Below are 23281 nucleotides of genomic sequence, written 5' to 3'. Positions count from 1 at the left end.
ATAGGGCAGTCCTGCGTTTGGCTTTTGCTACGTTAGTCGTCAGTCGCGGGCTCAAGCGCATCTTCTGTCAGATCGCGGATACCAATCGGGGTGTCCTGCGCCTTGGCCAGTGACCATCTAATAGGGGTCGCATACTCCATCGCGCGGCCAGAGAGAACGATCTGTTTGGTCGCACGCGGTTTGAGGCGCGTTTTTTCAAGATACACACTGGGTTGCAAGGACAAAGCGGCCCGTCCGTCATTGCGGAAGATCCATATTTCTCCGCTGCGCAACGCAAGCGAGACCGCCGCGCCCCCCATATCGACCGAGGCGTCGACATCCGGGTGCAAATGAAAGCGGATATCAAAATCGATGCCATGCAGGCGGACCTGATCCATAGCCTGATCAAACCGGCGCCGGTCGCTGGTCGCGACCGCCAAAAGCATGTCCTCACCGGCAAGACCGCGCCCGTCGGTGGTAAGCTCAAGCCGCCGCACATGGGTAAGGCCATGACTGCGCAGATAGCCGTCATGCGCGCCCTCGAACCGCACCCCGTCCGGGGCCTTCGAGAGTTCAACCGGCACCTTGCGCGGCGCCTCGATAAGCCAGTCGCTATGGCGTGGATCATTGCTGAGCCGCGCGCTTGACCCGGCCGCAAGCACAAGGGTGGAATGCGACGGCGTGGCGCGCCCGGCGCGCCGCCATTCGGGGCCAAAGCTCTGCCCCGAGCCGCAATTCACGATCAGGGGCCTGCGCCCCGAAGTCAGCTCGAACGCCAGTGTCGATGCATGCGCCCCGGCCGAGGCGGCCCCTGTGGGCGGCGGGCTTGCGTCGATGATCACACTGGTGCGCCCGGCGCTGAGCCGCGCAAATCCCATGGCAAGCCCGTCGGCGTGCCGCCCCTTGACGCCACTGGTGGCAAGCGCGCTGTCAAGCCGCCCCTCAAGCCCGCGCCCGCCACCATGAAACCGCGCCAGCCCGCCATCGGCGTGGCGCAGCGTGCGCAGGGTGGGGGCAATCCGTTCAATCGCGCGCCAATGGGCCTCGCCGGCGCTTTGACCCGATTCGCTGAGTGCAACGGCGGCCCAGGTCAGCAGGGTGAACACCTCGAGCAGGTCTTCGGGGTTGCGTGTCGGCAAGCCGCCCATCTCATCAATCTGGCTGTCGCATTCGCGCGCCAGTGCCGCCATCGCCGGGGCGACATGCGCCTGCATCCCCTCAAGCGAAAGGCCTGCGTAAATCAATCCGGTCAGCGCCTCGAACCGGGGCAGGCCGGGGCTTGCACTCTGCCAGCGCCGCGCCAGAAAGGTGGTTTGCTGCGCCAGCGAGCGCAGAAACGGCACCGAGGCATCATTGGGCGATCCGCTCAGCATAAAGAGCGCGTGGTTGATCCAGCGGATAAGCCGCCGCCCGGTCAGGTCCGGCGTCCAGCCGGGACCGCGCCCATTGCCATAGCGCGTGATCCAATCCCAGAGCCAGTCCTGCGCCCGCGTCCGCGCGGCGGCGTCGCCGACCGCCGCCAGATCGTCAAGCCAGCCAAAGCCGTGCTGCTCGTCGGCAAAGGCCGGATCATCGGCCTCAAGATCCCAGATCGATGTCTCGGGGGCAGGGACAAGCCGACCGGCAAAGACGAAATTACCGGCGCAAAGCTGGCGGCCTCGGGCAAAGCTGCCGATGGTGCGGGGTTCGGGTTGTGACAGGAAAGCCGTTGCCGGGCGGCTCAGCGCCGCACGCCGTGCCGCGACACGGTTCAAAAGGCGCGTCCAGCGCGCCGACAGGTTCTCGGGTTTCGACATATGCCGTGCCTCTGGACGCTCTTTGCGGCGTTGATGCGGGCAATATAGACCGGGCGCGCGCGCAAGTCACCGCCTGATTGCAGCGCGCGGTCCTTGTGGCGTTTATCGGCGCAGGCAGGCGATATAAAACCCGTCCATGCTGCCCAGATCAGGCCAGTAATCAGGCCGCAGCCGCAATCCGCCCTCGGGCGTGATCCAGGCCGGATCAATGCCGGGCCGCGAAAGGGCGTCGCGGTCGGTCACAAGGCCGGGATGGCGCGCAAGCGCCTCGTCGACCTGGCATTCGCCCTCATCGGGCAACAGCGAACAGGTACAAAACACCAGCCGCCCGCCGGGTTTGAGCAGGGTCAGCGCATGGTCGATCATCGCCGCCTGCAATTCGATCAGCGCGCCAAATTCCGAGCCGTCCTTGGCATGGGGCAGGTCCGGGTGACGCCGGATCGTGCCGGTGGCCGAACAGGGCGCATCCAGCAGGATGGCGTCATAGGGCCCGCCCTCGAACTCAAGCGCATCGCCCACGACGCATTTGGCCGAAAGACCGGTGCGGGTGAGGTTTTCATGCACCCTCGCCATCCGCTTTTCCGACAGATCAAGGGCCGTGACATCGGCGCCCGCCGCCGCCATTTGCAGGGTTTTGCCCCCCGGAGCGGCGCAAAGATCAAGCACCCGCTCACCCGGCTGTGGCGCAAGCACCTTGACGGGCAGGGCGGCGGCGGCATCCTGCACCCACCACGCCCCTTCGGCAAAGCCGGGCAGGGCCGAGACCTGGCCCTGATCGCCAAGGCGCAGGGTGCCGGTCGGCAGGAGCGTGCCGTTGAGGTCTTTGACGCAGTCTTCGGCATCGGATTTGAGCGTCAGGTCAAGCGGCGCCCCGGCGAAATGCGCCTTTTCCATCTGTCCGACAGCGGCCCCGCCCCAGGCCTCGACCAGCGGATCGCGCAGCCATTTCGGCAGGCGCGGCAGGCGCAGGTCATTCCACGAGCGCGGCGCCTCTTCGGCGGTTTTGCGCAGCACCGCGTTGACCAGACCCTTGTGGCGGCCATAGCGCGGGTGGTTGGAGATGATGGCGACGGCCTCGTTCACCACGCCATGCGGCTCGCCGCCTTGCGCCAGCTCGACCGTGGCAAGGCGCAGGATGTTGTGAACCGCCAGCGGCGGGGCCTTGCGCAAATGACGGCCCAACAGGCGGTCGGCGCGATCGAGCCCGCGCAGCGTGTCGCTGGCCAGACGCTGTGCGCGGGCGCGATCGGGCGGCGCGAGATGATCCAGAACGCCGCCCGCGATAAGATCCGACATCAGGCGGCCCTCGCCCAGAACCTGATCCAGCAGGTAAACCGCGCTTCGGCGGGCAGAAGAGGGGGGATTTTTCATTGCATGTCCTTGGCGGCGGGCTAGGCGCGGCGTATATCAAGGGCAAGACGACAAAGGAAGCCCGAGCATGACCGAAGACACGCAAGACCTGCCACCTGCCGCGCAACGCGCCCTCGCCGAGGCCGAAGAGCGCCGCAAGCAGGCCGAAAAGATGCAGTTGCCCAAAGAGCTTGGCGGGCGTAAAGGCCCCGAGCCGGTGCGTTATGGCGATTGGGAGAAAAAGGGAATCGCGGTCGATTTCTGATCGCAATCGGGTGTCGCGGGCGGGCTAATCGGCCCTTGCAGGCGGCCTCGCAAGGCCTGACGAGCCTTTGGCGTGGCCTGTTAGCGCAGATAAAGATCGGCAAACTGGCCGCTGCCCTGATCCGAGATAAAGCGCAGGGTGTTCCCCTGGACCTTGACCGCCTGACAATTCGGCCCGAGATCGCGCGCGCCCCAGTAAAGATCGCGGCAGAAATACCCCTTTTTCCAGCGCCAGGCGCCGGTCACGTCGCGGCCAAAGGCGCGGCCGGTAATCTGGCCGTCTGGCCGGACAGTCAGGGTAATGCCAAAGCGGGTCAGATCGCGCCCCTGAATGAGGGACACAAAGCTGTCGCGCCGGGTAACCGGATCAAACCCTTCGGCCATCGCCGGGGTGCTGATGAAAAAGCTTAGGATAAGGGCAAGAATGGCACGCATCGGACGGTTCCCTGTCATGAGTGAACGTATGCTCAGGGTTACGGCCCTCCGACCCCTTTGGATCAGTTTTCGCTCAGGCCAAGCACATCAAGCATGTCATATTCGCCGGGCCTGCGCCCCTGTCCCCAAAGCGCGGCCTTGAGCGCGCCGCGGGCAAACACGGCGCGGTCGGTGGCGATATGGCGCAGCACGATCCGCTCGCCGGTGGCGGCAAAGATGACGTCATGTTCGCCCACGATGTCGCCGCCGCGAATGGCCGAAAATCCGATATGACCACGCTCGCGCTTGCCGGTGATCCCATCGCGGCCCCGGTCAGACACATTATCAAGCGCCACGCCGCGCCCCTCGGCGGCGGCCTCGCCAAGCATGAGGGCCGTGCCCGAGGGGGCATCGACCTTTTGGTTGTGGTGGGCCTCGACGATCTCGATGTCGAAATCCTCGTCCAGGGCGGCGGCCACCCGTTTTGTGAGCTGCGTCAAAAGGTTGACCCCGAGGCTCATGTTGCCGGCCCGCACCACCACCGCATGACGCGCGGCGGCGTTGAGGTGCTTGAGGTCGGCCTCGCTTAACCCGGTTGTGCCGATCACATGGACACAGCGCGCCTGGGCGCAAAGCGTGGCGAACTCAACGGTCGCGGCGGGGGCCGTGAAATCAATCACCGCATGGGCGCGGGCGATCATTTCAAGCGGGTCGTCGCTGACGTTCAGACCGATCTCGGCACCACCCATGGCCGCGCCAAGATCGCGACCGATCCAGTCATGACCGGGCCGCTCGAGCGCGCCGACAAGCCGGGCGTTGCTGCTGTTCAGCACGGTGTTGATCAGCATCTGGCCCATCCGGCCCGAGGCCCCGGTGATCACGATACCCGGCAGGTCGGTCATGTCAGCTCTCCTTTTCACGTGGGATTGTTCTTAGCGTGGGGTGGGGGGCACAGCAAGTGGCGGCGCCGTGCGGTTGCCCAAGTGCCCGATTGGGGGCCTGCCCCCAAACCCCCGGAGTATTTGCCGGAAAGATGAAAGAGCGCCGAGATTGGATTTCTATGCTTGGAAAACGCTGCCCGAGGGATTAAGTGCGGGGCATGGCAAAGAACAAGTCTCATGACGGGTCCGGCCCGTCGCAACGGCAGCTTCGCGTGGGCGAGCTTATTCGGCGGACTTTGTCCGAGGTGCTTGCACGCGGTGACGTTCATGATCCCGACCTGAACCGGATTTCGGTCACGGTGGGAGAGGTGCGTATGTCTTCCGATCTCAAGATCGCGACCGCTTATGTGATGCCTTTGGGCGGTGAGGGCCAGAAGGACCTGATCGCGATTCTGGCGCGCAACAAGGGTGAGTTGCGCCGTCTGATCGGTAAGCGGCTTGAGTTGAAATACGCGCCAGACCTGCGGTTCCGTCTGGATGAAACCTTTGATCAGATGGATGAGACACGTCGTCTGTTTGCGCAAGAAAAAGTACGCCGGGATGTCGGGGATTAAATCCTGTCTTGCGGCGCTGGCCTTGCTGGTGATTGGCCAGACGGGATTCGCGGCGACATGCGGGGCCGAACGTTATGCCGGGCGGGCCTATACCGTTTGCGTGGTTGATCTGGCCGAGGACGATCTTCGGCTGTTTCTGAATGATGCCGAGACTGGCAAGCCGCTTGGCAGTTTTGCAAATGTCGACAGGCTGTTGGACGCCGAGAACCGCGCGCTCGTCTTTGGCATGAATGCGGGCATGTATCACGCGGATCGTCGCCCGGTCGGGTTGTATGTCGAGGATTCGAAGGGGATCACGCCTCTGGTCACGCGAGAAGGGCCGGGCAATTTCGGCTTGCTGCCCAACGGTGTGTTTTGCATCCGGGAGGGGCGTGCCGACGTCATCGAGAGCCTGCGGTTTGAGCGCGAGGCCCCCGCCTGTCGCGACGCAAGCCAATCGGGGCCGATGCTGGTGATTAACGGCGCGCTTCATCCACGCTTTTTGAAGGACAGCGACAGCCGCTATATCCGCAACGGCGTGGGCACCTCGGCGGATGGGCGCAGGGCATGGTTCGTGATTTCCGACAGCCCGGTCAATTTTTACACCTTTGGGCTGTTCTTTCGCGATCACCTCAAGCTGTCGCAGGCGCTTTATTTCGATGGCAAGGTCTCGCGGCTCTATGCGCCGGGGCTGGAGCGGTTCGATCTTGGCTTTCCGCTCGGGCCGATGGTCGGGGTTGCGGCCCCGCGCGCGGCGCAATGATTGACGCGCGCGCGCGGGTCTACTAGGGGCTAGCGCCTTGGACGCATAAAAAAGGGCCGGGCATGGCACGCAAACGCAAAGGACGCGACATTTCAGGCTGGTTGGTGGTGGACAAGCCCGCAGGCATGACCTCGACCAGTGTCGTGAACAAGGTGAAATGGGCGCTTCAGGCGAAGAAGGCCGGGCATGCGGGTACCCTTGACCCCGAGGCGACCGGCGTTTTGGCCGTGGCCCTTGGCGAGGCCACCAAGACCGTGCCCTATATCACCGACGCGCTGAAGGCCTATGAGTTTTGCGTGCGTCTTGGGCAGGCCACCAACACCGACGATACCGAAGGCGAGGTGATCGCACAAAGTGACCTGCGCCCGGATGACACGGCGATCAAGGCGGCCCTGGGCGCCTTTGTCGGCGATATCATGCAGGTGCCGCCGAAGTATTCCGCCGTCAAGATCGACGGTCAGCGCGCCTATAAGCTGGCGCGCGATGGCGAAGACTTTGAGGTCGAGGCGCGGCCCTTATGGGTTGAGGAGCTTGTCATGACAGGCCGCCCCGACGCCGATCACGTGCTGCTTGAAATGATCTGTGGCAAAGGCGGTTATGTCCGCAGCATCGCACGGGACCTGGGCGAGGCTTTGGGGTGTTTCGGTCATGTGGCCTGGTTGCGGCGGGTGTGGTCAGGGCCGTTCGAGGCCAGGGATGGGTTGAGCATCGAGCAGATCAACGAGATGGCCCATAGCCCCGACCTTGATGCCTGTATTCGCCCGCTGGAAGAAGGCCTGGCCGATCTGCCGATGGTGAGTGCCACAGCAGAAGGTGCGGCGCGGCTGCGCAACGGCAATCCCGGCATGGTGATCGCACAGGGCATTGAATATGGCGATGAATGCTGGGCCGCTTTTGACGGGCATGCGGTGGCGGTTGGGCGCTATAAAGCCGGGGAATTGCACCCTAGCCGGGTCTTCAACCTGTGAGCGTCGGGGCAGCCCCCGAGCACCTGCACGATCCGGGCGGCAAGGTGCGCCTGCGTCTGCCGGACGGGGTGATTGGCGGGGCGGCTTATTCGGAGTGCGGGCGCTATCGCCAAATGCTGTCGCGCGACTGGACGCCCGAGGGCAGCGCGCCGCGCACGGTGCTGTTTGTGGGCATGAACCCGTCGGTTGCAAGCGCCGAGGTCTCTGACCCGACCTGTCATCGCGAGCTTGGCTTTGCGCGCGATTGGAAATTTACGCGCTATCTCAAGGGAAATGTGCTGGATTGGCGGGCGACCTCGCCCAAGGATATCCCGCGTGATCCTGCCGAGGCCTGTAGCGCGCTCAACATTCCGGCGCTGGTCGATATGGCGCAAGAGGCCGAGTTTGTCGTGCTGGCCTATGGCAAGTTGCATGCGCGCTATCAGCCGGTGGTGAGGGCAGCGCTAAGCGCGATTGCAGACTCGGGGCGACCGCTGAAATGTCTGGGGCTGAACAAGGATGGATCGGCCAAACATCCGCTTTACCTGCGTAAAGACACACCGCTGATGGACTATCCCGGGCTGTGAGGCAGGCTCAGAAAATGCGGGTGACACGAAAAAGGGGCGCTCAACCTGAGCGCCCCTTTTATTATCCTGTTCAAGGCCTGGAGGCTTACTTGCTCTCTTCCAGCGGAAGTGCCACAAAACGTGGCTCGCCGGCGCGGCGCACAAGCAGCAGAAGCGACTTTCGCCCTGCGTCTTTTGCCTCGGCGATACGCTCATCAAGATCGCTGATCGAGGTCAGCTTTTGCTGGCCTGCTTCGGTGATAAGATCTCCCGCTCGCATACCTTTTTCATAAGCTTCAGACATCTCATCAACATCGGTCACCACCAGTCCGGTGGCCTTGCCGTCAAGGTCCAGCGTGGCGCGCAACTCGTCGTTCAGCGGGCTGAAGGTGAGGCCGAGCATGGATTTCTCGACCGGTGCTGCGCTTTCATCCGGGCCCGGCTGGACCACGGGGATCGCGCCTTCGGCTTCTTCGCGCCGACCAAGGGTGATCTTGAGGGTCTGGGTCTTGCCTTCACGGTAAACCATCACACGGACGGTCTTGCCGACCTGCGTGTTTCCAACCTGACGCACGAGCCCGCGCGTATCGGCAACCTCTTTGCCGTCAAACGACATGATCACATCACCCGCCAGCATACCACCTTCGGCGGCAGGGCCTTCGGGCACGTCGGTGACAAGCGCCCCGGCGGCTTTCTCAAGCCCGATGGCCTCGGCCACATCCGGGGTCACGTCCTGAATGCGCACCCCAAGCCAGCCGCGACGGGTTTCACCGAACTCCTGCAACTGATCGACCACGCGCTTGACGACATTCGAGGCCATCGAAAAGCCGATCCCGATCGAGCCGCCGGTGGGGCTCAGGATCGCGGTGTTGACGCCGACAACTTCGCCGTCGAGATTGAACAGCGGCCCGCCGGAGTTGCCGCGGTTGATGGCGGCATCGGTCTGGATATAGTCGTCATAGGTGCCCGAAAGGGCACGGTTGCGGGCCGAGACAATCCCGGCCGAGAGCGAAAAACCCTGACCAAGCGGGTTGCCCATGGCCAGAACCCATTCGCCGACGCGCGCGGTATCGCTGTCGCCAAAGCTGACGAAGGGAAGCGATTTGTCGGTCTGCACTTTAAGCAGGGCAATATCGGTCTTCGGGTCGGTGCCAATCACCTTTGCCGGAAGTTCTTCGCCCGAGAAAAACTCGATGATGATCTCATCAGCGCTTTCGATGACGTGGTTGTTGGTCACGACATAGCCGTCCTCGGAGATCACAAACCCCGAGCCAAGCGCCGAAGAGCGGCGGGGGCGTTGTTCGCCGTCACCCTGACGCTCGCGGAACTGGCGAAAGAAATCCTCGAAGGGCGACCCTTCGGGGACGATCGGACCGGGGCCAGCGCCCTGTGCAACCGTGGTTGAGGTAGTGATGTTCACCACGGCGGGGCTGATCTTTTCGGCAAGATCGGCAAAGCTGTCGGGGCGCGCCTGCGCTGCGATGGCCTGTGCCAAAAGCATGGCCACCATCAGCGTGATCAGCCAGAGGCTGCGCAACGGTCCGGCCTGTTGTCGGGTTGCGGAAATGGTCTGGACGTTCACACCAATATCTCCTTTGGTTTTTTGAATCGGTATGGCGCGCTCGGCACCTGCCTTGAATGTAGATGTAGGTACGCCTGCGCGGATCGCAAAGGGTGCAACATCATGTCACACTTATGTGAACCGCTTTGCGCGGGATAATTCAAGCGCCAAGCGTCTTGGCGGCCCAAACAAACAGCACCCCGATCACGATGGCAGTCAGGCCCAAAAGGCGGCGGGCATCCGGGGGCAGGGCAGAGAGCGCAATCAACAGCTGGTCAATAAGCGAAGGGGCCAGTGCGTACACCAGCCCCTCGACAATAAGCACCAGGCCGATGGCCAGAAGCGCGGTCTCGATCATTCCGGCGCTGAGCCCGACCGCAGATAGTCGAAAAATTCGCTATCCGGGGTCATGACCATCGAGGAATTGTCGCCTTTCAGCGATTTCTCATAGGCTTCGAGCGAGCGGTAGAAGGCAAAGAACTCGGGATCGGCGCCAAAGGCCTCGGCAAAGATCGCGTTGCGCTCTGCATCGGCCTCGCCTCGGATCACCTGGGCCTGACGTTCCGCATCCGAGAGGGTCTCGGTCACGGTTCTGTCGGCGAGGGCGCGCACGCGCTGTGCGGCCTCGTTACCGCGGGCGATCTCGTCGGTGGCTTCGCGCTCGCGCTCTGCGCGCATCCGGGCAAAGGTGGCCTCAAGGTTCTGCTCTGGCAGGTTGGTTTGCTTAAGGCGTACGTCGATCACGTCAAGGCCAAGACCTGCGGCACTGCGCTGTGCAGCGGCCTGAATACGACGCATGAGGCCGCGACGGTCCTCGGACAGGATCGTGTCAGATGTGACCTGATCAGCACCCAGAACCTCGCGGATTTGCGCGTTCAGGATCGACGACAGCCGGTCCTCGGCAACCCGCAGACCGCCAACGCCAACCGCCTGACGGAACTGTACCACATCGGCGATGCGGAACCGTGCAAAGGCATCGACCACAAGGCGGCGATCATCCGACGGCGTCACCTCGATGGTGTCGGTATCCAGCGACAGGATGCGGTCGTCATAGCGCACGACCTCCTGGATGAACGGGATTTTGAACGACAGGCCCGGCTCTTCTTTCACCGACCGGATCTGGCCGAATTGAAGCACCAGCGCCTTTTCGCGCTCGTCCACCACAAAGACCGATGACAGACCAAGAAAGCCCGCAATGGCCAGGATCGGAATAAGGAATTTCGTTTTACTCATGATCTCAGTTCCCCTGTCCGGTGGTCGAGGTATTGCGACGCAGTTCATTCAGCGGCAGATACGGCACCACATTGTTGCCGCCGTCGCTGCCGACGATCGAACTGTCGAGAATGGTCTTGTCGATGCCGCCAAGAACACGTTCCATGGTCTCAAGATAAAGCCGCTTGCGCGTTACCTCGGGAGCCTTGCTGTATTCGGTCAGAACCGAGGTAAAGCGGCTGGCGTCACCAGAGGCCTCGTTGACAACGCGGGCGCGATAGCCCTCGGATTGCTCCAGTGTCTGCGCCGCTTCACCGCGGGCTTCGGCGAGAACGCGGTTGGCATAGGCATCGGCCTGACGCTGCAGGCGATCACGTTCCTGTTCAGCGGCCTGCACTTCACGGAAGCTGTCGATCACGTCGCGGGGCGGGTCGGCCTTTTCAAGGTTGACCCGGACGACCCGGATACCGCTATCATACTCGTCCATCGTGGCCTGGATGTTCTCCATCGCCGTATCGGCGATGACACCACGATCACGGTTGAGGATCGGCGCCAGATTCGAGGCGGCGATGATTTCACGCATCACCGATTCAGACACCGCCTGAACGGTTTGTTGTGGGTCGCGGATGTTGAACAGCAACTTGGAGGGGTCAGAAATGTTCCAGACCACCTGGAAATCGATATCGACAATATTGGCATCCGTGGTCAGCATAAGACCGTCATTGCGTGCGCCTTGTCCGCGACCGATCTCTTCGGTGCGTTCCGAGGTGACATTGATCACTTCGGCACTGACAAATGGCCAGGGGGCAAAGTTAAGACCGGGATTGCCGGTCTTGTAATATTCCCCAAGGAAAAGCTCGACCGACTGTTCTTCGGGCTTCACGGTGTAAACGCTGGCAAACACCCAGAGCGCCACCGCGCCAAGCACCGCAAGGCCAATCGTGCCCTTGCCCAATTGCGGGCCGCCATCGCCGCCACCAGAGCCACCCCCGGTGCCGCCGCCACCGCGCCCGCCCATCAAAACGCGCAGCTGATCCTGGCCTTTGCGGACAAGGTCGTCAATCTCGGGCAATTGCGGTCCGCCTTCTGGCGGGCGCCGCCCGCCACCACTGTTGCGGTTGCGGTCATCATTGCCGCCGTTCCCGCCCGAGTTTCCGCCGCCGCCCCATGGGCCGCCAGAATTTCCAGCCATGCATCTCTTCCCTTTTTGTTCCGTCTTAGACGACGTTGTTATCTACCTGTGCAGTAAAGGCGAAAAATCAACCCGTTCGGACCGGTGTTTTCATTGTGACAAGCTCTTCCGACATGGTCGGATGCACCGCAACGGTGCGATCGAAATCTTCTTTGGTGGCACCCATCTTGACCGCGATGCCGGCCAGCTGGATCATTTCACCTGCGCCCGGCGCGACAATATGACAGCCCAGAACCTTGCGGGTTTTCTGGCTGACGATGAGTTTCATCAACACCCGGTCGGGGCGCTCGGCAAAGGCGGTCTGCATCGGGCGGAACGAGGTCGCATAGACCTCGATCGGTTCCTGCTCGCGCGCGGTCTCTTCGGAAAGGCCGACGGTGCCCATCTCGGGCTGGGTGAAAATCGCGGTCGGGATCAGGTCATGATCGACCGGCGTAGGATTGCCGTTGAACACGGTCTCGACAAAGGCCATGCCCTCGCGGATCGCGACCGGCGTCAGGTTGACCCGGTCGGTCACATCGCCAATCGCATAGATCGACGGCACGCCGGTCTGGCTATACTCATCGACCAGGATTTCGCCCTTGCGCCCGGTTTTCACGCCCGCCGCCTCAAGGCCGAGATCCTCGGTGTTTGGCGCGCGCCCTGTGGCGAACATGACCTGCTCGAACACCTCTTCGCTCCCGTTGGTCGAGGTCACGCGATAGCCGCCCTCCTCCTCGACCATATCGACGATATTGGTGCCGAGGTGCAGGTTCACACCCGACTGGATCATCTCCTCGGACACAAGCCCGCGCGCCTCTTCATCAAAGCCCCGCAAGATTTGTGCACCGCGGTAAAATTGCGTCACCTTTACGCCCAATCCGTTGAGAATACAGGCGAATTCACAGGCGATATAGCCGCCGCCGATGATCAGAATGGATTTCGGCAGGCTCTCAAGATGGAAAATATCGTTGCTTGTGATGGCGTGCTCTGCCCCCGGAAGGTCGAGCTTTACCGGGCGCCCGCCGGTGGCGATCAGGATGTGCTTGGCGCTTTTGCGGCTGCCATCCGAGAGTTCGACCGTATGCGGATCGACGAGGCGCGCACGCGCATCGAAACTCTCGACGCCGTTGGTCTTGAGAATGCCGTGATAGACATTTTCAAGCCGGTCCAACTCGGCATGCAACTTGCCTTGAAACACCGACCAGTCAAAGCCCCCGGCGTGCACGGTCCAGCCATAGGCCTGCGCATCGGCAATCGCTGCGGGATATTCCGAGGCAAACACCATCAGCTTTTTGGGCACGCAACCGCGGATCACGCAGGTGCCGCCATAGCGGTCTTCTTCGGCCAGGGCCACTTTTGCGCCGCCCTGTGCGGCCACGCGCGCCGCGCGAACCCCGCCCGAGCCGCCGCCGATCACGAAAAGATCATAGTCGAATGTCATGCCGCCCCCGGATGTTAGTCGTTCATATCGGTGAAAAGGTTGTCGGTTTCGACGAAATCGAGCCGGTCCTCTTCAACGGTGCCCTCGTTGATGTCGCGCGTTTCCACCCGGCCATCGCCAAACCCAAGGATCACCACATCGCAGATATCCAGAAACAGCCCGTTTTCAACCACCCCCGGCATTTGATTCATCGCCATCGACAATTGATGCGGATTGCCGATCCTCCCAAGATGCAGATCGATAATGTAATTGCCCTCATCGGTGATGAACGGGCGCTCGCCGTTCATCCTGAGGGTCGCATCGCGGCCCAGCACATCCATCGAAATCAGCAGCTCTTCGACCAGCGATTTGGTGGTTTGCCAGCCAAACGGGATCACCTCGACCGGCAGCGGGAAAGACCCAAGGCTTTCCACCTCCTTGCCGACATCCGCGATCACGATCATCTGATCGCTGGCGGTGGCCACGATCTTTTCCTGTAAAAGCGCGCCGCCGCCGCCCTTGATCAGGTTGAGATTGCCGTCAAACTCATCCGCGCCGTCAATCGTCACATCAAGCCATTTCGCCTCGTCAAGGCTGATCACCTCGATGCCGACATCGCGCGCCAGCTCGGCGGTGCGTGTCGAGGTCGGCACACCTTTGATGCGGAGCCCGTCATTACGCACCATTTCACCCAGGCATCGAACCATCCAGGCCGCCGTCGAGCCGGTCCCAAGACCGACCCGCATGCCGTCTTCAACATAATCGACAGACCGCTTGGCAGCGACGAATTTTGCCTTGTCGATGGGCGACAATTCTCCGGTCATGGGGCGACTCCTATGAATGTTTGCAGGGGTTATATGAGACTTGGCCATAAGGTGCGAGGGCGAATTACGCGGCTTTTTGCGGGTCTGCCTTCTTCTTGGAAAAAATACTCCGGGGGAGTCCAGGAAAATTCGCCGAATTTTCCTGGATGGGGGCAGTGCCCCGCTTTTGCCTTCACCCGCCCGGCGGGGTCAGGATGTCACGCAACAGGGCCACCGGATGCGCCCGAAGCGTCAGGCGCAGGGCGACGTAATCCTCGATCACCTCTTCGCCCTCCGACATCCGGGGCAGATGCGCCAGCGGCTCGTCAATTGCCTCGCCGTCGATGTCGCGGGCAAAGAGCGGCAACGGCGCATCCCCCTGCAGCGCCTTGGCCTGCCAGAGCGCCTCGCGGCGGCTCAACCCGAGGGCGGCAAAGGCATCGGCCTCGGCCAGCCGCGCCAGCGCACTCGGCGCCAGCCCGGCGCGCCGCCAGACGTCCTCGACCGTGATATAGCCATTGCCGCGCGCCGCGATAAGCCAACTGGCATCGTCCTGCGCCAGCCGCCGGATCTGGCGAAACCCAAGCCGAAGCGCCAGCCCGCCGCGCCCGTCGGGTTCCATCACATTGTCCCAGTAACTCGCCTGCACACAGACCGGGCGCACGCTCACCCCGTGTTCGCGCGCATCCCGCACGATCTGGGCCGGGGCATAAAACCCCATCGGCTGAGAATTCAGCAAGGCGCAGGCAAACAGCCCCGGATGGTGGCATTTCAACCAGGCACTGGCATAGACCAGAAGCGCGAAACTGGCGGCATGGCTTTCGGGGAAACCATAGCTGCCAAAGCCCTCGATTTGCGAAAAACAGCGCTCGGCGAAATCCATGTCATGGCCATTGGCCAGCATCCCGCGCAAAAACCGCGTGCGAAACTCGGACACATTGCCGTGGCGCTTGAAGGTGGCGAGCGAGCGGCGCAGGCGGTCGGCCTCTTCGGGGGTAAAGCCCGCGCCGATGATGGCGATCTGCATCGCCTGTTCCTGAAACAGCGGCACCCCAAGTGTCTTGCCCAGAACTTTGCCAAGCGCATCCGAGGGAAAGCTGGTCGCCTCTTCGCCATTGCGCCGCCGGATGAAGGGATGCACCATATCGCCCTGGATCGGGCCCGGACGGATGATCGCCACCTGGATCACCAGATCGTAAAAACAGCGCGGGCGCATGCGCGGCAGGAAATTCATCTGCGCGCGGCTTTCCACCTGAAACACCCCAAGACTGTCGGCGCGGCACAGCATGTTATAGACCGGCCTGTCCTCTTGCGGCAGGCTGGCCAGCGTATAGCGCGCGCCGTGATGTTCGGCCAAAAGATCAAACGCCTTACGGATACAGGTCAGCATGCCAAGCGCCAGCACATCGACCTTGAGAATGCCAAGCGCGTCGATATCATCCTTGTCCCAGCAAATGACGGTGCGGTCCTCCATGCTGGCGTTTTCAATCGGCACCAGCTCATCCAGCCGCCCCTGGGTGATGACAAAACCGCCGACATGCTGGCTCAGGTGGCGGGGAAAGCCGATGATCTCCTGCACCAGGGTCAGGGTGAGCGCGAGGCGGCGGTCCTCGGGGTCAAGGCCGATCTCGCGCAGCCGGTCCGGCGTCAGCGCGCCATCGCTGCCAAAACCCCAGACTTGCGAGGAGAGCGCGGCAATCAGATCGCCCGACAGGCCCATCGCGCGCCCGACCTCGCGGATCGCACGTTTGCCGCGGTAATGGATCACGGTGGCGCACAGCCCGGCGCGGTGGCGACCGTAACGCTGATAAATCCACTGGATCACCTCTTCGCGGCGCTCATGTTCAAAATCGACGTCGATATCGGGCGGCTCGTCGCGCGCCTCGGAGACGAAACGCTCGAACACCATGGTGCCGATTTCGGGGCTGACCGAGGTCACGCCAAGGCAATAGCACACCACCGAATTCGCCGCCGAACCACGTCCCTGACACAGGATGCCGCGCGAGCGGGCAAAGGCGACGACGTCATTCACGGTCAGGAAATAGGGCTCGTACCGCAGCTTGCCGATCAGGCGCAATTCGTGCTCGAGCAAGGCGCGCACGCGCTCTGGCGCGCCGCAAGGATAGCGCCAGTCCAATCCCTCAAGCGCCAGACGGCGCAGGCGGCCTGTTGGTGTTTCGCCCTCTGCGACCTCGCTGGGATACTCATGGCGCAGCTCATCCAGCGAAAAGGTCAGCCGCGCGGCAAGCGCGCCTGCACGCGCGACGGCCTCGGTGTGCCCCTTGAAAAGACGGCGCATTTCAGCGCCCGAGCGCAAGCGCCGCTCGGCATTGCTCAGGGCGTCGTGGCCAAGATCATCCACCCGTGTGCCGAGCCGGATTGCGCTCAGCACATCCGCAAGCCTGCGCCGCTGCCCGCGATGCATGAGCGGCACCCCAGAGGCGAGCGTGGGCAGGTTCAACCGCTGCGCCAGCCTTGCGAGCCGGTCAAAGCGGGCGCAATCCTGCCCGTCATAAAGCGGGGCGAGGACAAGGTGCATATCCCCGCCAAGGCGGCGCGTCAGCCGTTTCGCCTGTTGCTGCCAGTCATCCGCGCCGCGCGGCATCTGCTGCGTTTGTGGCGCATGTAGCAAAAGGTGAAGCCCCGAGGCCCCCGCCAGCAGGTCATCAAGGCGCAACTCGCACCGGCCCTTTTTGCAGCGCAACCGCCCGAGGCTGAGCAGGCGGCAGAGATTGGCCCAGCCCGCACGATCATAGGGCAGGGCAGTCAGCACAAGCCCCTCGACGAGCACCAGCCGCGCGGCGGGCACAAGGCGCGGGGTGGTGGCCCATGCCGGAGGCGCGGCGGGGGCCACGGGCGGGGCCGGGCCGATCGGACCATCGCGGGTCTCGATCTTGTGGCGCTCGCCGACCTGCCGTGCAATTTCGCGCGCCGCGCTATGGGCCCGCACGATCCCGGCCACCGAATTTTCGTCGGCAATGGCAAGCGCCGTGAGGCCAAGCGCCGCCGCGCGATGCATGTACTCCTCGGGGTGTGCGGCCCCGTTGAGAAAGGTAAAGTTGGAAATGGCAGAGAGTTCGGCAAAGGACATGGGATCGCGCGAATCTTTCAGGGATCAGTGGGCTGATCTGCATTATATTCACGTTTTGTTCTTTTTCGAGTCCTGCCGTGTGGAAAGCGGCCTTCAGGGTGTCGCAGGCGCGCAATGTAGCGTGACAATCTATTTTGCAGTGAATTACAGCGAAGATTGCAGCAACCGATTTTTTGAGGCAGGCGTTCAAAGTGCATTTAAGGGGCAACTGAATGCCATGATCCCATCACTTGTAATCCTCCTGCCGCCAATCCCATTCCGGCTCCAACTTTCGGAGCCTATATCCAAGCCCGTAGACGGATTTGATCTCGACGGGCAGGCCCTTGATCCGGCAGGCCAGGTTCTTCTTTGTGGATACGACCGCAGTGTAGCTGCTGCCCTCACGGCCCGAGACGGACTGTTGCAAATCGAGGAACGCACCGTACGTCACCACAGCCCCGTCGAGCTGATCGGTGATGCCGATGGCGGCGTCGGTGGCGACTGTTGCAGGCACCACGCCGCCCGATGCGCCGAACTTGACGATAGTGCGTCCGGGGATGGCGACTTCTGCGGTGTAGGATTTGATGAACATTCCGGGGTTAGCCATTGTCGATCTCCATTGATTGCTCGATTTCCCGCGCCTCCTCGGCGAAGCTCAGCGTGCGGCCTTCGGCCTCGCCTTCGGAAAAGGTGATTTCGCCCTCGGCATCGAGGGCCTCCATGAAGGCGGCCAAGCAGCCATCGTTGCAGACGTGAGGGGCAAGCGATACCGTCAAGCCGCTCGACATGTCGCGACAGCAATTTCTCCAGCTCCGGCCCCACTATCAGCGTGGGAAATCGCACTGCATCAATACAACGCCTGACCCCCTCGAAAGGTATCATGACGCGCGGCAGTTGGCGCAGCGGTGTGCGCGCCTTGCGCTTCCGGTTTCGTGACGCCTTCCACTCGCGCGCAATCTCTCGCGCAGCCTCAGGATCGACAAACCCGACGGCCTCCCAACCAAGATCTTCACGACTGGGCTGGTCGCTTTCGTGATTGATACCGCTCATGCCGAAACACTCCTTCTCACTGAGGTGGGACGCGCGACCGAGGCCGACCAGATCGCCCCCTCCGGCCAAATCGCGCTGAAATAGACGATTGCGGCTTCCAGCGTGTTCGGACGGCATCCGTTTTGACCGTAGCGGAGCCGGTAAAGCGCCATGATGACGGTCCACCTCACTCCGGGGCCTGTCTTGTGAACCGCTCGATAGTTTCCGAACCAAAGCAGCTGCCTCATCGGCGCGTTATTCAGGGTGAGGACAGTGCCCGTCGCCGCCGTATAGGCGTCATCAAGCGCGATCATCGCTGCGCCCGTCGTCGCTTGCTTCGCACTCGCTGCGGGCTTTCTGGGCGGCAGGCACACCCGCTGCGCCACCAGCCGCAACCGCGCCAGGGCGGCGCGCGTCGCGTCGATTTCCGCCCGCACATGGGGCCGGATCACGCCGCGTCCTCCTTATTGGAGGGACGGGGGATATCGGTCGGCCAGGCAAGGTCCTCGGGCCAGTTCGCATCGAACCATGCGAGCGACGCCTCGACCCTCTCAGTTGATATCCTGTGGCGGCGCGATCCGTTTGGTCCGCGCAATTTAAGTCTCCGGTAAGTGTCTCCACTTCCGGTGCTCAGGCGCGACACAGTCGAGATCGCTCGACTTGTGTGAGCCGCCAGCACCTCTGTTAGGGTGCAAATTATGCCGGACGTGCTCATCATGACACGATTCGCAGCACACATTGACGAAGAGCCTCTTTTTGCGATGATTAAGGAGGGCATCAAAGAGAAAGGGCTCAGGCCTTATGCCCGCGATTTGGGCGTTTCTGTTGGAGTTCTAAGGAGTATTCAATCAGGTCGCGATACGCCGTACTCCAGTTTAAAGGATCTTGCCCGCGCCCTCGGCCTCGAATTCTACATCGGTCCGCCGCGCGAAACCGGCCCTATATATATTGTGTCTCTCGACGGGGCCGATTATGCCCCGATCCCCTGGGTTGACGCCCGCCTTGCCGCCGGAGCGGGGGCCGAGAATGGCGATGTCAGCCTGCAAGGCGCGCTCGCCTTCCGCCGCGACTGGCTGCGCGAGCGTGACATCTCACCCGCCAGCGTCTGCCTTCTCACCGTCACCGGCGACAGCATGGCGCCCACCTTGCACGACGGTGATCTCGTCATGATCGACGAGCGCCGCACCGCCATCCGCAACCGTCATGTCTATGCCCTGGTCGATATCGACGGAAGCGCCCGCGTCAAACGCCTCGATCTCGTCGAGAACGAGCTGATCGTTCTGACCTCGGACAACCCGACCCACCCCGCCGAGACCCGCCGTGGCGACGACATGAACCGCCTGCGCATCCTCGGCGAGATTGTCTGGTCAGCGCATGCGTGGTGATCCCCGCGCGGCGCGTTAACTTCATATGAAAGAGAGCCCACCGATATGGTAGACAGAAAGACACCGGCCAGACCGTCCCGCGATGACGGCAAGCACCAGACACCGTCGAACAACACGCGCAACGACAGCCTCGATTACAGCGAGGGCAAGCGTGGCGGGTTCGACGTATCACCCACCCGTCCCGCCCCCGCGTGCAAGCCGGACAGGGGGCAGGGCGAAGAAGAAGGATAGGTCACATGACCGTCGACGAAGAACGCCACGACCTGAGCTGTCATCTGCAACGCTCGGTGCGCTATCATCGCCTGCGCGAGCGTTTTTTTGAGGCTTGGTCAAACACCTTTTCGGCGCTCTCCCTCCTGGCGGGCTCGTCTGTTGTTGTCGCGCTTCTGGCACAATCGTCGGCGTGGGTTCCGCTCCTGGCGGGCGCTGCCGTGGCAGGGATGCAGGCCCTTGACCAGGTGCTGCGTCTCGGAGTGAAGGCGCGCCAGCACAACGGTCTTGCCGGAGAGTTTCTTTCGCTTGAACGCATCCTCGCGATGCGTGGCGATCCAACGCCGGATGACCTGCGCGAAATGCGCGCCGAGGTCCTGTCGATCGAGGCAAGAGAGCGGCCGATCATGCGCTATCTCGACCTGATTTGCCACAATCAGGTTGCCCGCGCCATAGGCTCGGATGACATCGAACCGCTGCGCTGGCATCAGCGCCGCTTCGCCCAGTACCTTTCCGGCGATAGCGCCCTTCAACGCTGAAAATCACTTCGCAGTTCGCGCGTCATCATGCGTCAGGCTGAAAATGCCATACCTCTGATATTAAAACGGTAATCTCTTTCTGCGAAGTCATCTGCGAACTGCGCGGCTCACTTCGCAGTTCCGGACCTCTCTCAGCCCCCTTAACAGCCCCCAAAACACCCCTTTGACAGCCCGTTAAATCATATTTTGATAGGGTTTCGCGCGTTTTGCACCCTGCGTCCCCACACGCCCCGAAAATCGCCCCAATCGCCATTTTCGCCCCGTTTTTATCATTCACTGTAAACTTCACCAGCGCCCGTCCACGCCGCCCGTTTGCATGCCGATACCCCTTATTTACAAGGCCCATCCGCCTATATTCGGCTTCATCTTGGGTCTTCCGGTATCACTGTAATAATGAGTGTCACCTAACACGCAAGGCCCGCCTTGGAAACAGGTTTTGACCCGGTCCAGCATCTCGGGCGTCGGATTGGCAAAGCCCATGCCGCCACAGGGATCAAGCACCAGCACGTAGCCAGTTTCGCGTTGTTCGAGAAAGCCGAGGTAGTCGGTCTCAGTGGCAGCGCCTGCGCACCAGGGGCCGAAACATTGCACATCAAGGGTGATGTCGCGTTCAAACGGGAGATCGAACCCCGTTAGTGACAGGGCTTGTCCGGTGATCCGGGCCGCAATCGGGGTATGAGGCGGCGTGGCTTGCTGGTTTTGCCAGTCGGTCTTGGGCAGTTGCGTGGCATCAAAGGTCAGCCGACCCCGCACCACCACATAACTCTCGTCGGCCTCGGCCGCGCGGGCATAGGTTTTCGCCACATCCGGCGCCATGCACGACAGCGCAAGCCCCGGTCCCGCCGTCAGGCACAGCGCGCCAATAAGCGCCGCGCGGATCACAGCAACGGGCCGAACTCGGCCAGAACGCGGGCGTAAACCTTGCGTTTGAAGGGGACGATATTGGCCTCAAGATCCTGGGGTGGCAACCAGCGCCACTCTGAAAACTCGGGGTGATCGGTGATGATATTCACATCGCTGTCGGTGCCCAGAAAGCGCAGTAGAAACCATTTCTGCGCCTGCCCGCGATAGCGTCCCTTCCAGAGGCGCGGCACAAGGTCATGCGGAAGTTCGTAGGGAATCCAATCCGCAGTTTCCGCCTCGATCCGCACCTTGTCGGCCGTAACGCCGGTTTCCTCCCACAATTCGCGCAGAGCGGCGTCGCGGGCTGCCTCTCCGGGATCAACCCCGCCTTGCGGCATCTGCCAGGCGGCGGTTTCATTGTCGATCCGCTGGCCGACAAAAACATGGCCCTCGGCATTGGTCAGCATGACGCCGACGCAGGGACGATAGGGCAGTCTGGCAATCTCTTCGGGGGTCATGGCGGGCCTTTTGAGGACAGGGTTGGCAGCAGAGTGCGGCGCGGCGCGGGCAAGGTCAAGCGGTGGCGGGCGCGGGGCGTCGATCGCTTTGAAATCCGGCCTCAAGACGGATTGATTTGCGCGTGGCGTGGTCCCCTTCTATCTTTGGGCCGGGACTGAAGAGGGCAAGGCATATGATATGCGCCCGCTGCAATATGGTCCAGTGAAAGGGAGGGAGAAATGAAAGATAAACCAACGCTCTACGGCTTTGACGGGTCAACCTATGTGCGCACCGTGCGCATGGTTCTGGCCGATAAGGGCATGCAATACGATCAGGTGCCGGTCAATGTTCTGGCGGGCGAGCCGCGCCAGCCCGAGCATCTGGCGCGTCATCCTTTTGGCAAGGTGCCGGTGATGGATATCGACGGGCTGCGCATCCGCGAGACCGATGCGATCTGCCGCTATCTTGAGGATATCGCGCCGGAACCGGCGCTGATCCCCAATGATGCCAAGGAGCGCGCGCGCATGAATGAGGCGATTGGCCTGATCGACAGCTATGGCTATGGCGCGCTTGTGGGCGTGGCGGGCTATCACCTGTTTCCTGATTTCATCGGCGGGCAGAACGGAGAGGCGCGCGAGGCCGCGCTTGCGGCGTCGGAAAAGCTTTTGAAGCTGCTGATGGAGAACAAGGGCGAGGCCAAATGGCTGGCGGGCGATGCACCGACGCTGGCGGATTATTTCCTTGGGCCGATCATGTTTTATGTCTCGCTCACGCCGGACGCGGGCGAGGTCATGTCGGTGCCCGGCATCGCCGAGTGGTGGGGGGCCATGCAGGCGCACGATACATTTGCCAAGACCGCGCCCGATCTGGGCTGACGAGCGGCTGTCACACCTCGCGCGGGCCGACCATGCCCATGATCTCATAGGTCTGGCGCAGGATCGGCGCGGCGATGGCGCGGGCGCGGTCCGCGCCGTTGCCAAGGATACGGTCGATCTCGGACACATCAGTCATCAGCCGGGACATTTCGCCAGAAATCGGCGCCAGCTTTTCAACCGCAAGATCGGCGAGCATCGGCTTGAACTCGGAAAACGCCTTGCCGCCGGCCTCTGCCATCACCTGATCGACGCTCATATCGGCCAGAGCGGCATAGATATTCACCAGATTGCGCGCCTCGGGGCGCTCTTCCAGCCCCTTCACCTCGGAGGGAAGCGGCTCCGGGTCGGTCTTGGCCTTGCGGATTTTCTTGGCAATCGTGTCGGCATCATCGGTCAGGTTGATGCGGCTCATATCGGAAGGGTCGGATTTCGACATCTTCTTCGAGCCATCGCGCAGCGACATCACCCGCGTGCCGGTGCCCTCGATCACCGGCTCGGTGATCGGAAAGAAATCAACGCCGAAATCATTGTTGAACTTGGCCGCGATGTCGCGGGTCAGTTCGAGATGCTGTTTCTGATCCTCGCCGACCGGCACATGGGTGGCGTGATAGGCCAGAATATCGGCCGCCATCAGCGCGGGATAGGCAAACAGCCCAAGCGAGGCATTCTGCGCATTCTTGCCCGCCTTGTCCTTGAACTGGGTCATGCGCTGCATCCAGCCCATGCGCGCCACGCAATTGAAAATCCAGGCAAGCTGTGAATGTTCGGCGACCTGGCTCTGGTTGAACAGGATGGATTTTTCCGGGTCAAGCCCCGAGGCGATAAAGCCGACCGCAAGCTCGCGCGTGGAGTGGCGCAGTTCGGCCGGGTCCTGCCAGACGGTGACCGCATGCAGATCGACCATGCAATAGATCGACGGAATGCCCTTGTTCTGTGCATCGGCAAAGCGCTTGAGCGCGCCAAGATAATTGCCAAGATGCAGGTTGCCCGAGGGCTGAATGCCCGAAAAGACCCGCGGTGTGAAGCCTGCTTCGGTCATATGTCATCTCCGTCTGGATTTCTTCGCCTGCCTCGCTTACCCATGCGTCAAAGCCCCGTCAAGGAGAGCA

25 protein-coding genes are annotated in these 23281 nt (G+C 62.3%); 8 read left to right on the top strand and 17 right to left on the bottom strand.

Going from position 1 to position 23281, the window contains the following annotated elements; translation table 11 throughout:
- Positions 1 to 32 precede the first annotated feature (32 nt).
- Both BUB78_RS13765 and BUB78_RS13760 read right to left on the bottom strand, forming a co-directional pair.
- The gene (locus BUB78_RS13765) at positions 33 to 1775 is read right to left on the bottom strand and encodes a heparinase II/III family protein (protein WP_073198882.1); all 1743 of its coding nucleotides are present in this window, start codon (positions 1773 to 1775) and stop codon (positions 33 to 35) included.
- A 102-nt stretch (positions 1776 to 1877) separates the two neighbouring features.
- A complete protein-coding gene (locus BUB78_RS13760; protein WP_073198880.1) occupies positions 1878 to 3146 on the bottom strand; it encodes an RsmB/NOP family class I SAM-dependent RNA methyltransferase in 1269 nt (422 codons plus the stop codon).
- Between the two features lie 67 nt (positions 3147 to 3213).
- On the opposite strand from BUB78_RS13760, the gene BUB78_RS13755 reads away from it, so the two are divergent.
- Positions 3214 to 3390: a DUF1674 domain-containing protein gene (locus BUB78_RS13755; RefSeq protein ID WP_073198879.1), complete on the top strand. Its 177-nt coding sequence runs from the start codon at positions 3214 to 3216 to the stop codon at positions 3388 to 3390.
- A gap of 80 nt (positions 3391 to 3470) precedes the next feature.
- Here BUB78_RS13755 and BUB78_RS13750 read toward each other — a convergent pair whose 3' ends face one another.
- Positions 3471 to 3824 carry a dihydrodipicolinate reductase gene (locus tag BUB78_RS13750; RefSeq protein ID WP_073198877.1) on the bottom strand — a complete coding sequence of 118 codons (354 nt, stop codon included), beginning with the start codon at positions 3822 to 3824 and terminating at the stop codon, positions 3471 to 3473.
- 62 nt (positions 3825 to 3886) lie between these two features.
- Positions 3887 to 4705: a 4-hydroxy-tetrahydrodipicolinate reductase gene (dapB, locus tag BUB78_RS13745; RefSeq protein WP_073198875.1), complete on the bottom strand. Its 819-nt coding sequence runs from the start codon at positions 4703 to 4705 to the stop codon at positions 3887 to 3889.
- Positions 4706 to 4902: 197 nt separating this feature from the next.
- On the opposite strand from dapB, the gene rbfA reads away from it, so the two are divergent.
- From rbfA to BUB78_RS13725, 4 genes are all read left to right on the top strand, one after another.
- The gene (gene rbfA / locus BUB78_RS13740; protein ID WP_073198873.1) at positions 4903 to 5298 is read left to right on the top strand and encodes a 30S ribosome-binding factor RbfA; all 396 of its coding nucleotides are present in this window, start codon (positions 4903 to 4905) and stop codon (positions 5296 to 5298) included.
- Entirely contained in the window at positions 5285 to 6040 is a 756-nt protein-coding gene (locus tag BUB78_RS13735) for a phosphodiester glycosidase family protein (RefSeq protein WP_073198871.1), read from the top strand. Before rbfA ends, BUB78_RS13735 begins: the two co-directional genes overlap by 14 nt.
- A 62-nt stretch (positions 6041 to 6102) precedes the next feature.
- Entirely contained in the window at positions 6103 to 7008 is a 906-nt protein-coding gene (gene truB, locus BUB78_RS13730) for a tRNA pseudouridine(55) synthase TruB (RefSeq protein ID WP_073198869.1), read from the top strand.
- Entirely contained in the window at positions 7005 to 7574 is a 570-nt protein-coding gene (locus tag BUB78_RS13725; RefSeq protein ID WP_073198867.1) for a DUF1643 domain-containing protein, read from the top strand. The genes truB and BUB78_RS13725 overlap by 4 nt, the downstream gene beginning before the upstream one ends.
- A gap of 85 nt (positions 7575 to 7659) precedes the next feature.
- Here BUB78_RS13725 and BUB78_RS13720 read toward each other — a convergent pair whose 3' ends face one another.
- From BUB78_RS13720 to BUB78_RS13675, 10 genes are all read right to left on the bottom strand, one after another.
- On the bottom strand, positions 7660 to 9063 hold the full coding sequence (locus BUB78_RS13720) for a DegQ family serine endoprotease (RefSeq protein WP_084732878.1): 1404 nt from the start codon (positions 9061 to 9063) through the stop codon (positions 7660 to 7662).
- Positions 9064 to 9274: 211 nt separating this feature from the next.
- Positions 9275 to 9472 (bottom strand): DUF2065 domain-containing protein, encoded by a 198-nt coding sequence (locus BUB78_RS13715; protein WP_073198863.1) that lies wholly within the window; start codon positions 9470 to 9472, stop codon positions 9275 to 9277.
- Positions 9469 to 10347, bottom strand: a complete 879-nt coding sequence (gene hflC / locus BUB78_RS13710; RefSeq protein ID WP_073198861.1) for a protease modulator HflC — start codon at positions 10345 to 10347, stop codon at positions 9469 to 9471. Before hflC ends, BUB78_RS13715 begins: the two co-directional genes overlap by 4 nt.
- Positions 10348 to 10351: 4 nt before the next feature.
- A complete protein-coding gene (gene hflK, locus BUB78_RS13705; protein WP_073198858.1) occupies positions 10352 to 11518 on the bottom strand; it encodes an FtsH protease activity modulator HflK in 1167 nt (388 codons plus the stop codon).
- A gap of 67 nt (positions 11519 to 11585) precedes the next feature.
- Positions 11586 to 12941, bottom strand: coding sequence for a glutathione-disulfide reductase (gene gor, locus BUB78_RS13700; RefSeq protein WP_073198856.1), 1356 nt, complete (start codon positions 12939 to 12941; stop codon positions 11586 to 11588).
- Positions 12942 to 12955: 14 nt separating this feature from the next.
- Positions 12956 to 13744: a ribose-5-phosphate isomerase RpiA gene (gene rpiA, locus BUB78_RS13695; protein WP_073198855.1), complete on the bottom strand. Its 789-nt coding sequence runs from the start codon at positions 13742 to 13744 to the stop codon at positions 12956 to 12958.
- A gap of 172 nt (positions 13745 to 13916) precedes the next feature.
- Entirely contained in the window at positions 13917 to 16814 is a 2898-nt protein-coding gene (locus BUB78_RS13690; protein ID WP_073198853.1) for an error-prone DNA polymerase, read from the bottom strand.
- A gap of 226 nt (positions 16815 to 17040) precedes the next feature.
- Positions 17041 to 17400, bottom strand: coding sequence for a hypothetical protein (locus tag BUB78_RS13685; protein ID WP_073198851.1), 360 nt, complete (start codon positions 17398 to 17400; stop codon positions 17041 to 17043).
- Positions 17393 to 17581, bottom strand: coding sequence for a hypothetical protein (locus tag BUB78_RS20935; protein ID WP_073198849.1), 189 nt, complete (start codon positions 17579 to 17581; stop codon positions 17393 to 17395). Before BUB78_RS20935 ends, BUB78_RS13685 begins: the two co-directional genes overlap by 8 nt.
- Before the next feature lie 258 nt (positions 17582 to 17839).
- On the bottom strand, positions 17840 to 18274 hold the full coding sequence (locus BUB78_RS13675) for a hypothetical protein (protein ID WP_073198847.1): 435 nt from the start codon (positions 18272 to 18274) through the stop codon (positions 17840 to 17842).
- A gap of 246 nt (positions 18275 to 18520) precedes the next feature.
- On the opposite strand from BUB78_RS13675, the gene BUB78_RS13670 reads away from it, so the two are divergent.
- Both BUB78_RS13670 and BUB78_RS13660 read left to right on the top strand, forming a co-directional pair.
- Positions 18521 to 19207, top strand: coding sequence for a S24 family peptidase (locus BUB78_RS13670; protein WP_084732876.1), 687 nt, complete (start codon positions 18521 to 18523; stop codon positions 19205 to 19207).
- 236 nt (positions 19208 to 19443) lie between these two features.
- The gene (locus BUB78_RS13660) at positions 19444 to 19956 is read left to right on the top strand and encodes a hypothetical protein (RefSeq protein WP_073198844.1); all 513 of its coding nucleotides are present in this window, start codon (positions 19444 to 19446) and stop codon (positions 19954 to 19956) included.
- Between the two features lie 333 nt (positions 19957 to 20289).
- On the opposite strand, the gene BUB78_RS13655 is transcribed toward BUB78_RS13660, so the two are convergent.
- A complete protein-coding gene (locus tag BUB78_RS13655; RefSeq protein ID WP_073198842.1) occupies positions 20290 to 20838 on the bottom strand; it encodes a hypothetical protein in 549 nt (182 codons plus the stop codon).
- Complete coding sequence (locus tag BUB78_RS13650) at positions 20835 to 21317, bottom strand: RNA pyrophosphohydrolase (RefSeq protein WP_073198956.1); 483 nt, start codon at positions 21315 to 21317, stop codon at positions 20835 to 20837. The genes BUB78_RS13655 and BUB78_RS13650 overlap by 4 nt, the downstream gene beginning before the upstream one ends.
- Positions 21318 to 21536: 219 nt before the next feature.
- On the opposite strand from BUB78_RS13650, the gene BUB78_RS13645 reads away from it, so the two are divergent.
- On the top strand, positions 21537 to 22172 hold the full coding sequence (locus tag BUB78_RS13645) for a glutathione S-transferase family protein (RefSeq protein ID WP_073198841.1): 636 nt from the start codon (positions 21537 to 21539) through the stop codon (positions 22170 to 22172).
- Between the two features lie 10 nt (positions 22173 to 22182).
- Here the strand turns inward: BUB78_RS13645 and trpS are convergent, their stop codons facing one another.
- Positions 22183 to 23211, bottom strand: a complete 1029-nt coding sequence (gene trpS / locus BUB78_RS13640) for a tryptophan--tRNA ligase (RefSeq protein ID WP_073198839.1) — start codon at positions 23209 to 23211, stop codon at positions 22183 to 22185.
- Between the last annotated feature and the right edge of the window lie 70 nt (positions 23212 to 23281).

Source organism: Roseovarius marisflavi (assembly GCF_900142625.1).
Classification (GTDB): Bacteria; Pseudomonadota; Alphaproteobacteria; order Rhodobacterales; family Rhodobacteraceae; genus Roseovarius; species Roseovarius marisflavi.
Note: the sequence above shows the minus strand (reverse complement) of the source record. Positions and strands in the feature narration are given on the sequence as shown.

Coding starts and splice junctions, on each gene's coding strand:
- gor (WP_073198856.1), bottom strand. CDS start 12,941: ATGACATTCGACTATGATCTTTTCGTGATCGGCGGCGGCTCGGGCGGG.
- hflC (WP_073198861.1), bottom strand. CDS start 10,347: ATGAGTAAAACGAAATTCCTTATTCCGATCCTGGCCATTGCGGGCTTT.
- BUB78_RS13720 (WP_084732878.1), bottom strand. CDS start 9,063: ATGGTGGCCATGCTTTTGGCACAGGCCATCGCAGCGCAGGCGCGCCCC.
- BUB78_RS13750 (WP_073198877.1), bottom strand. CDS start 3,824: ATGCGTGCCATTCTTGCCCTTATCCTAAGCTTTTTCATCAGCACCCCG.
- BUB78_RS13765 (WP_073198882.1), bottom strand. CDS start 1,775: ATGTCGAAACCCGAGAACCTGTCGGCGCGCTGGACGCGCCTTTTGAAC.
- dapB (WP_073198875.1), bottom strand. CDS start 4,705: ATGACCGACCTGCCGGGTATCGTGATCACCGGGGCCTCGGGCCGGATG.
- rbfA (WP_073198873.1), top strand. CDS start 4,903: ATGGCAAAGAACAAGTCTCATGACGGGTCCGGCCCGTCGCAACGGCAG.
- BUB78_RS13715 (WP_073198863.1), bottom strand. CDS start 9,472: ATGATCGAGACCGCGCTTCTGGCCATCGGCCTGGTGCTTATTGTCGAG.
- trpS (WP_073198839.1), bottom strand. CDS start 23,211: ATGACCGAAGCAGGCTTCACACCGCGGGTCTTTTCGGGCATTCAGCCC.
- BUB78_RS13660 (WP_073198844.1), top strand. CDS start 19,444: ATGACCGTCGACGAAGAACGCCACGACCTGAGCTGTCATCTGCAACGC.
- BUB78_RS13760 (WP_073198880.1), bottom strand. CDS start 3,146: ATGAAAAATCCCCCCTCTTCTGCCCGCCGAAGCGCGGTTTACCTGCTG.
- BUB78_RS13690 (WP_073198853.1), bottom strand. CDS start 16,814: ATGTCCTTTGCCGAACTCTCTGCCATTTCCAACTTTACCTTTCTCAAC.
- BUB78_RS13735 (WP_073198871.1), top strand. CDS start 5,285: ATGTCGGGGATTAAATCCTGTCTTGCGGCGCTGGCCTTGCTGGTGATT.
- BUB78_RS13670 (WP_084732876.1), top strand. CDS start 18,521: ATGCCGGACGTGCTCATCATGACACGATTCGCAGCACACATTGACGAA.
- BUB78_RS13650 (WP_073198956.1), bottom strand. CDS start 21,317: ATGACCCCCGAAGAGATTGCCAGACTGCCCTATCGTCCCTGCGTCGGC.
- BUB78_RS13685 (WP_073198851.1), bottom strand. CDS start 17,400: ATGGCTAACCCCGGAATGTTCATCAAATCCTACACCGCAGAAGTCGCC.
- truB (WP_073198869.1), top strand. CDS start 6,103: ATGGCACGCAAACGCAAAGGACGCGACATTTCAGGCTGGTTGGTGGTG.
- hflK (WP_073198858.1), bottom strand. CDS start 11,518: ATGGCTGGAAATTCTGGCGGCCCATGGGGCGGCGGCGGAAACTCGGGC.
- BUB78_RS13755 (WP_073198879.1), top strand. CDS start 3,214: ATGACCGAAGACACGCAAGACCTGCCACCTGCCGCGCAACGCGCCCTC.
- BUB78_RS13645 (WP_073198841.1), top strand. CDS start 21,537: ATGAAAGATAAACCAACGCTCTACGGCTTTGACGGGTCAACCTATGTG.
- rpiA (WP_073198855.1), bottom strand. CDS start 13,744: ATGACCGGAGAATTGTCGCCCATCGACAAGGCAAAATTCGTCGCTGCC.
- BUB78_RS20935 (WP_073198849.1), bottom strand. CDS start 17,581: ATGTCGAGCGGCTTGACGGTATCGCTTGCCCCTCACGTCTGCAACGAT.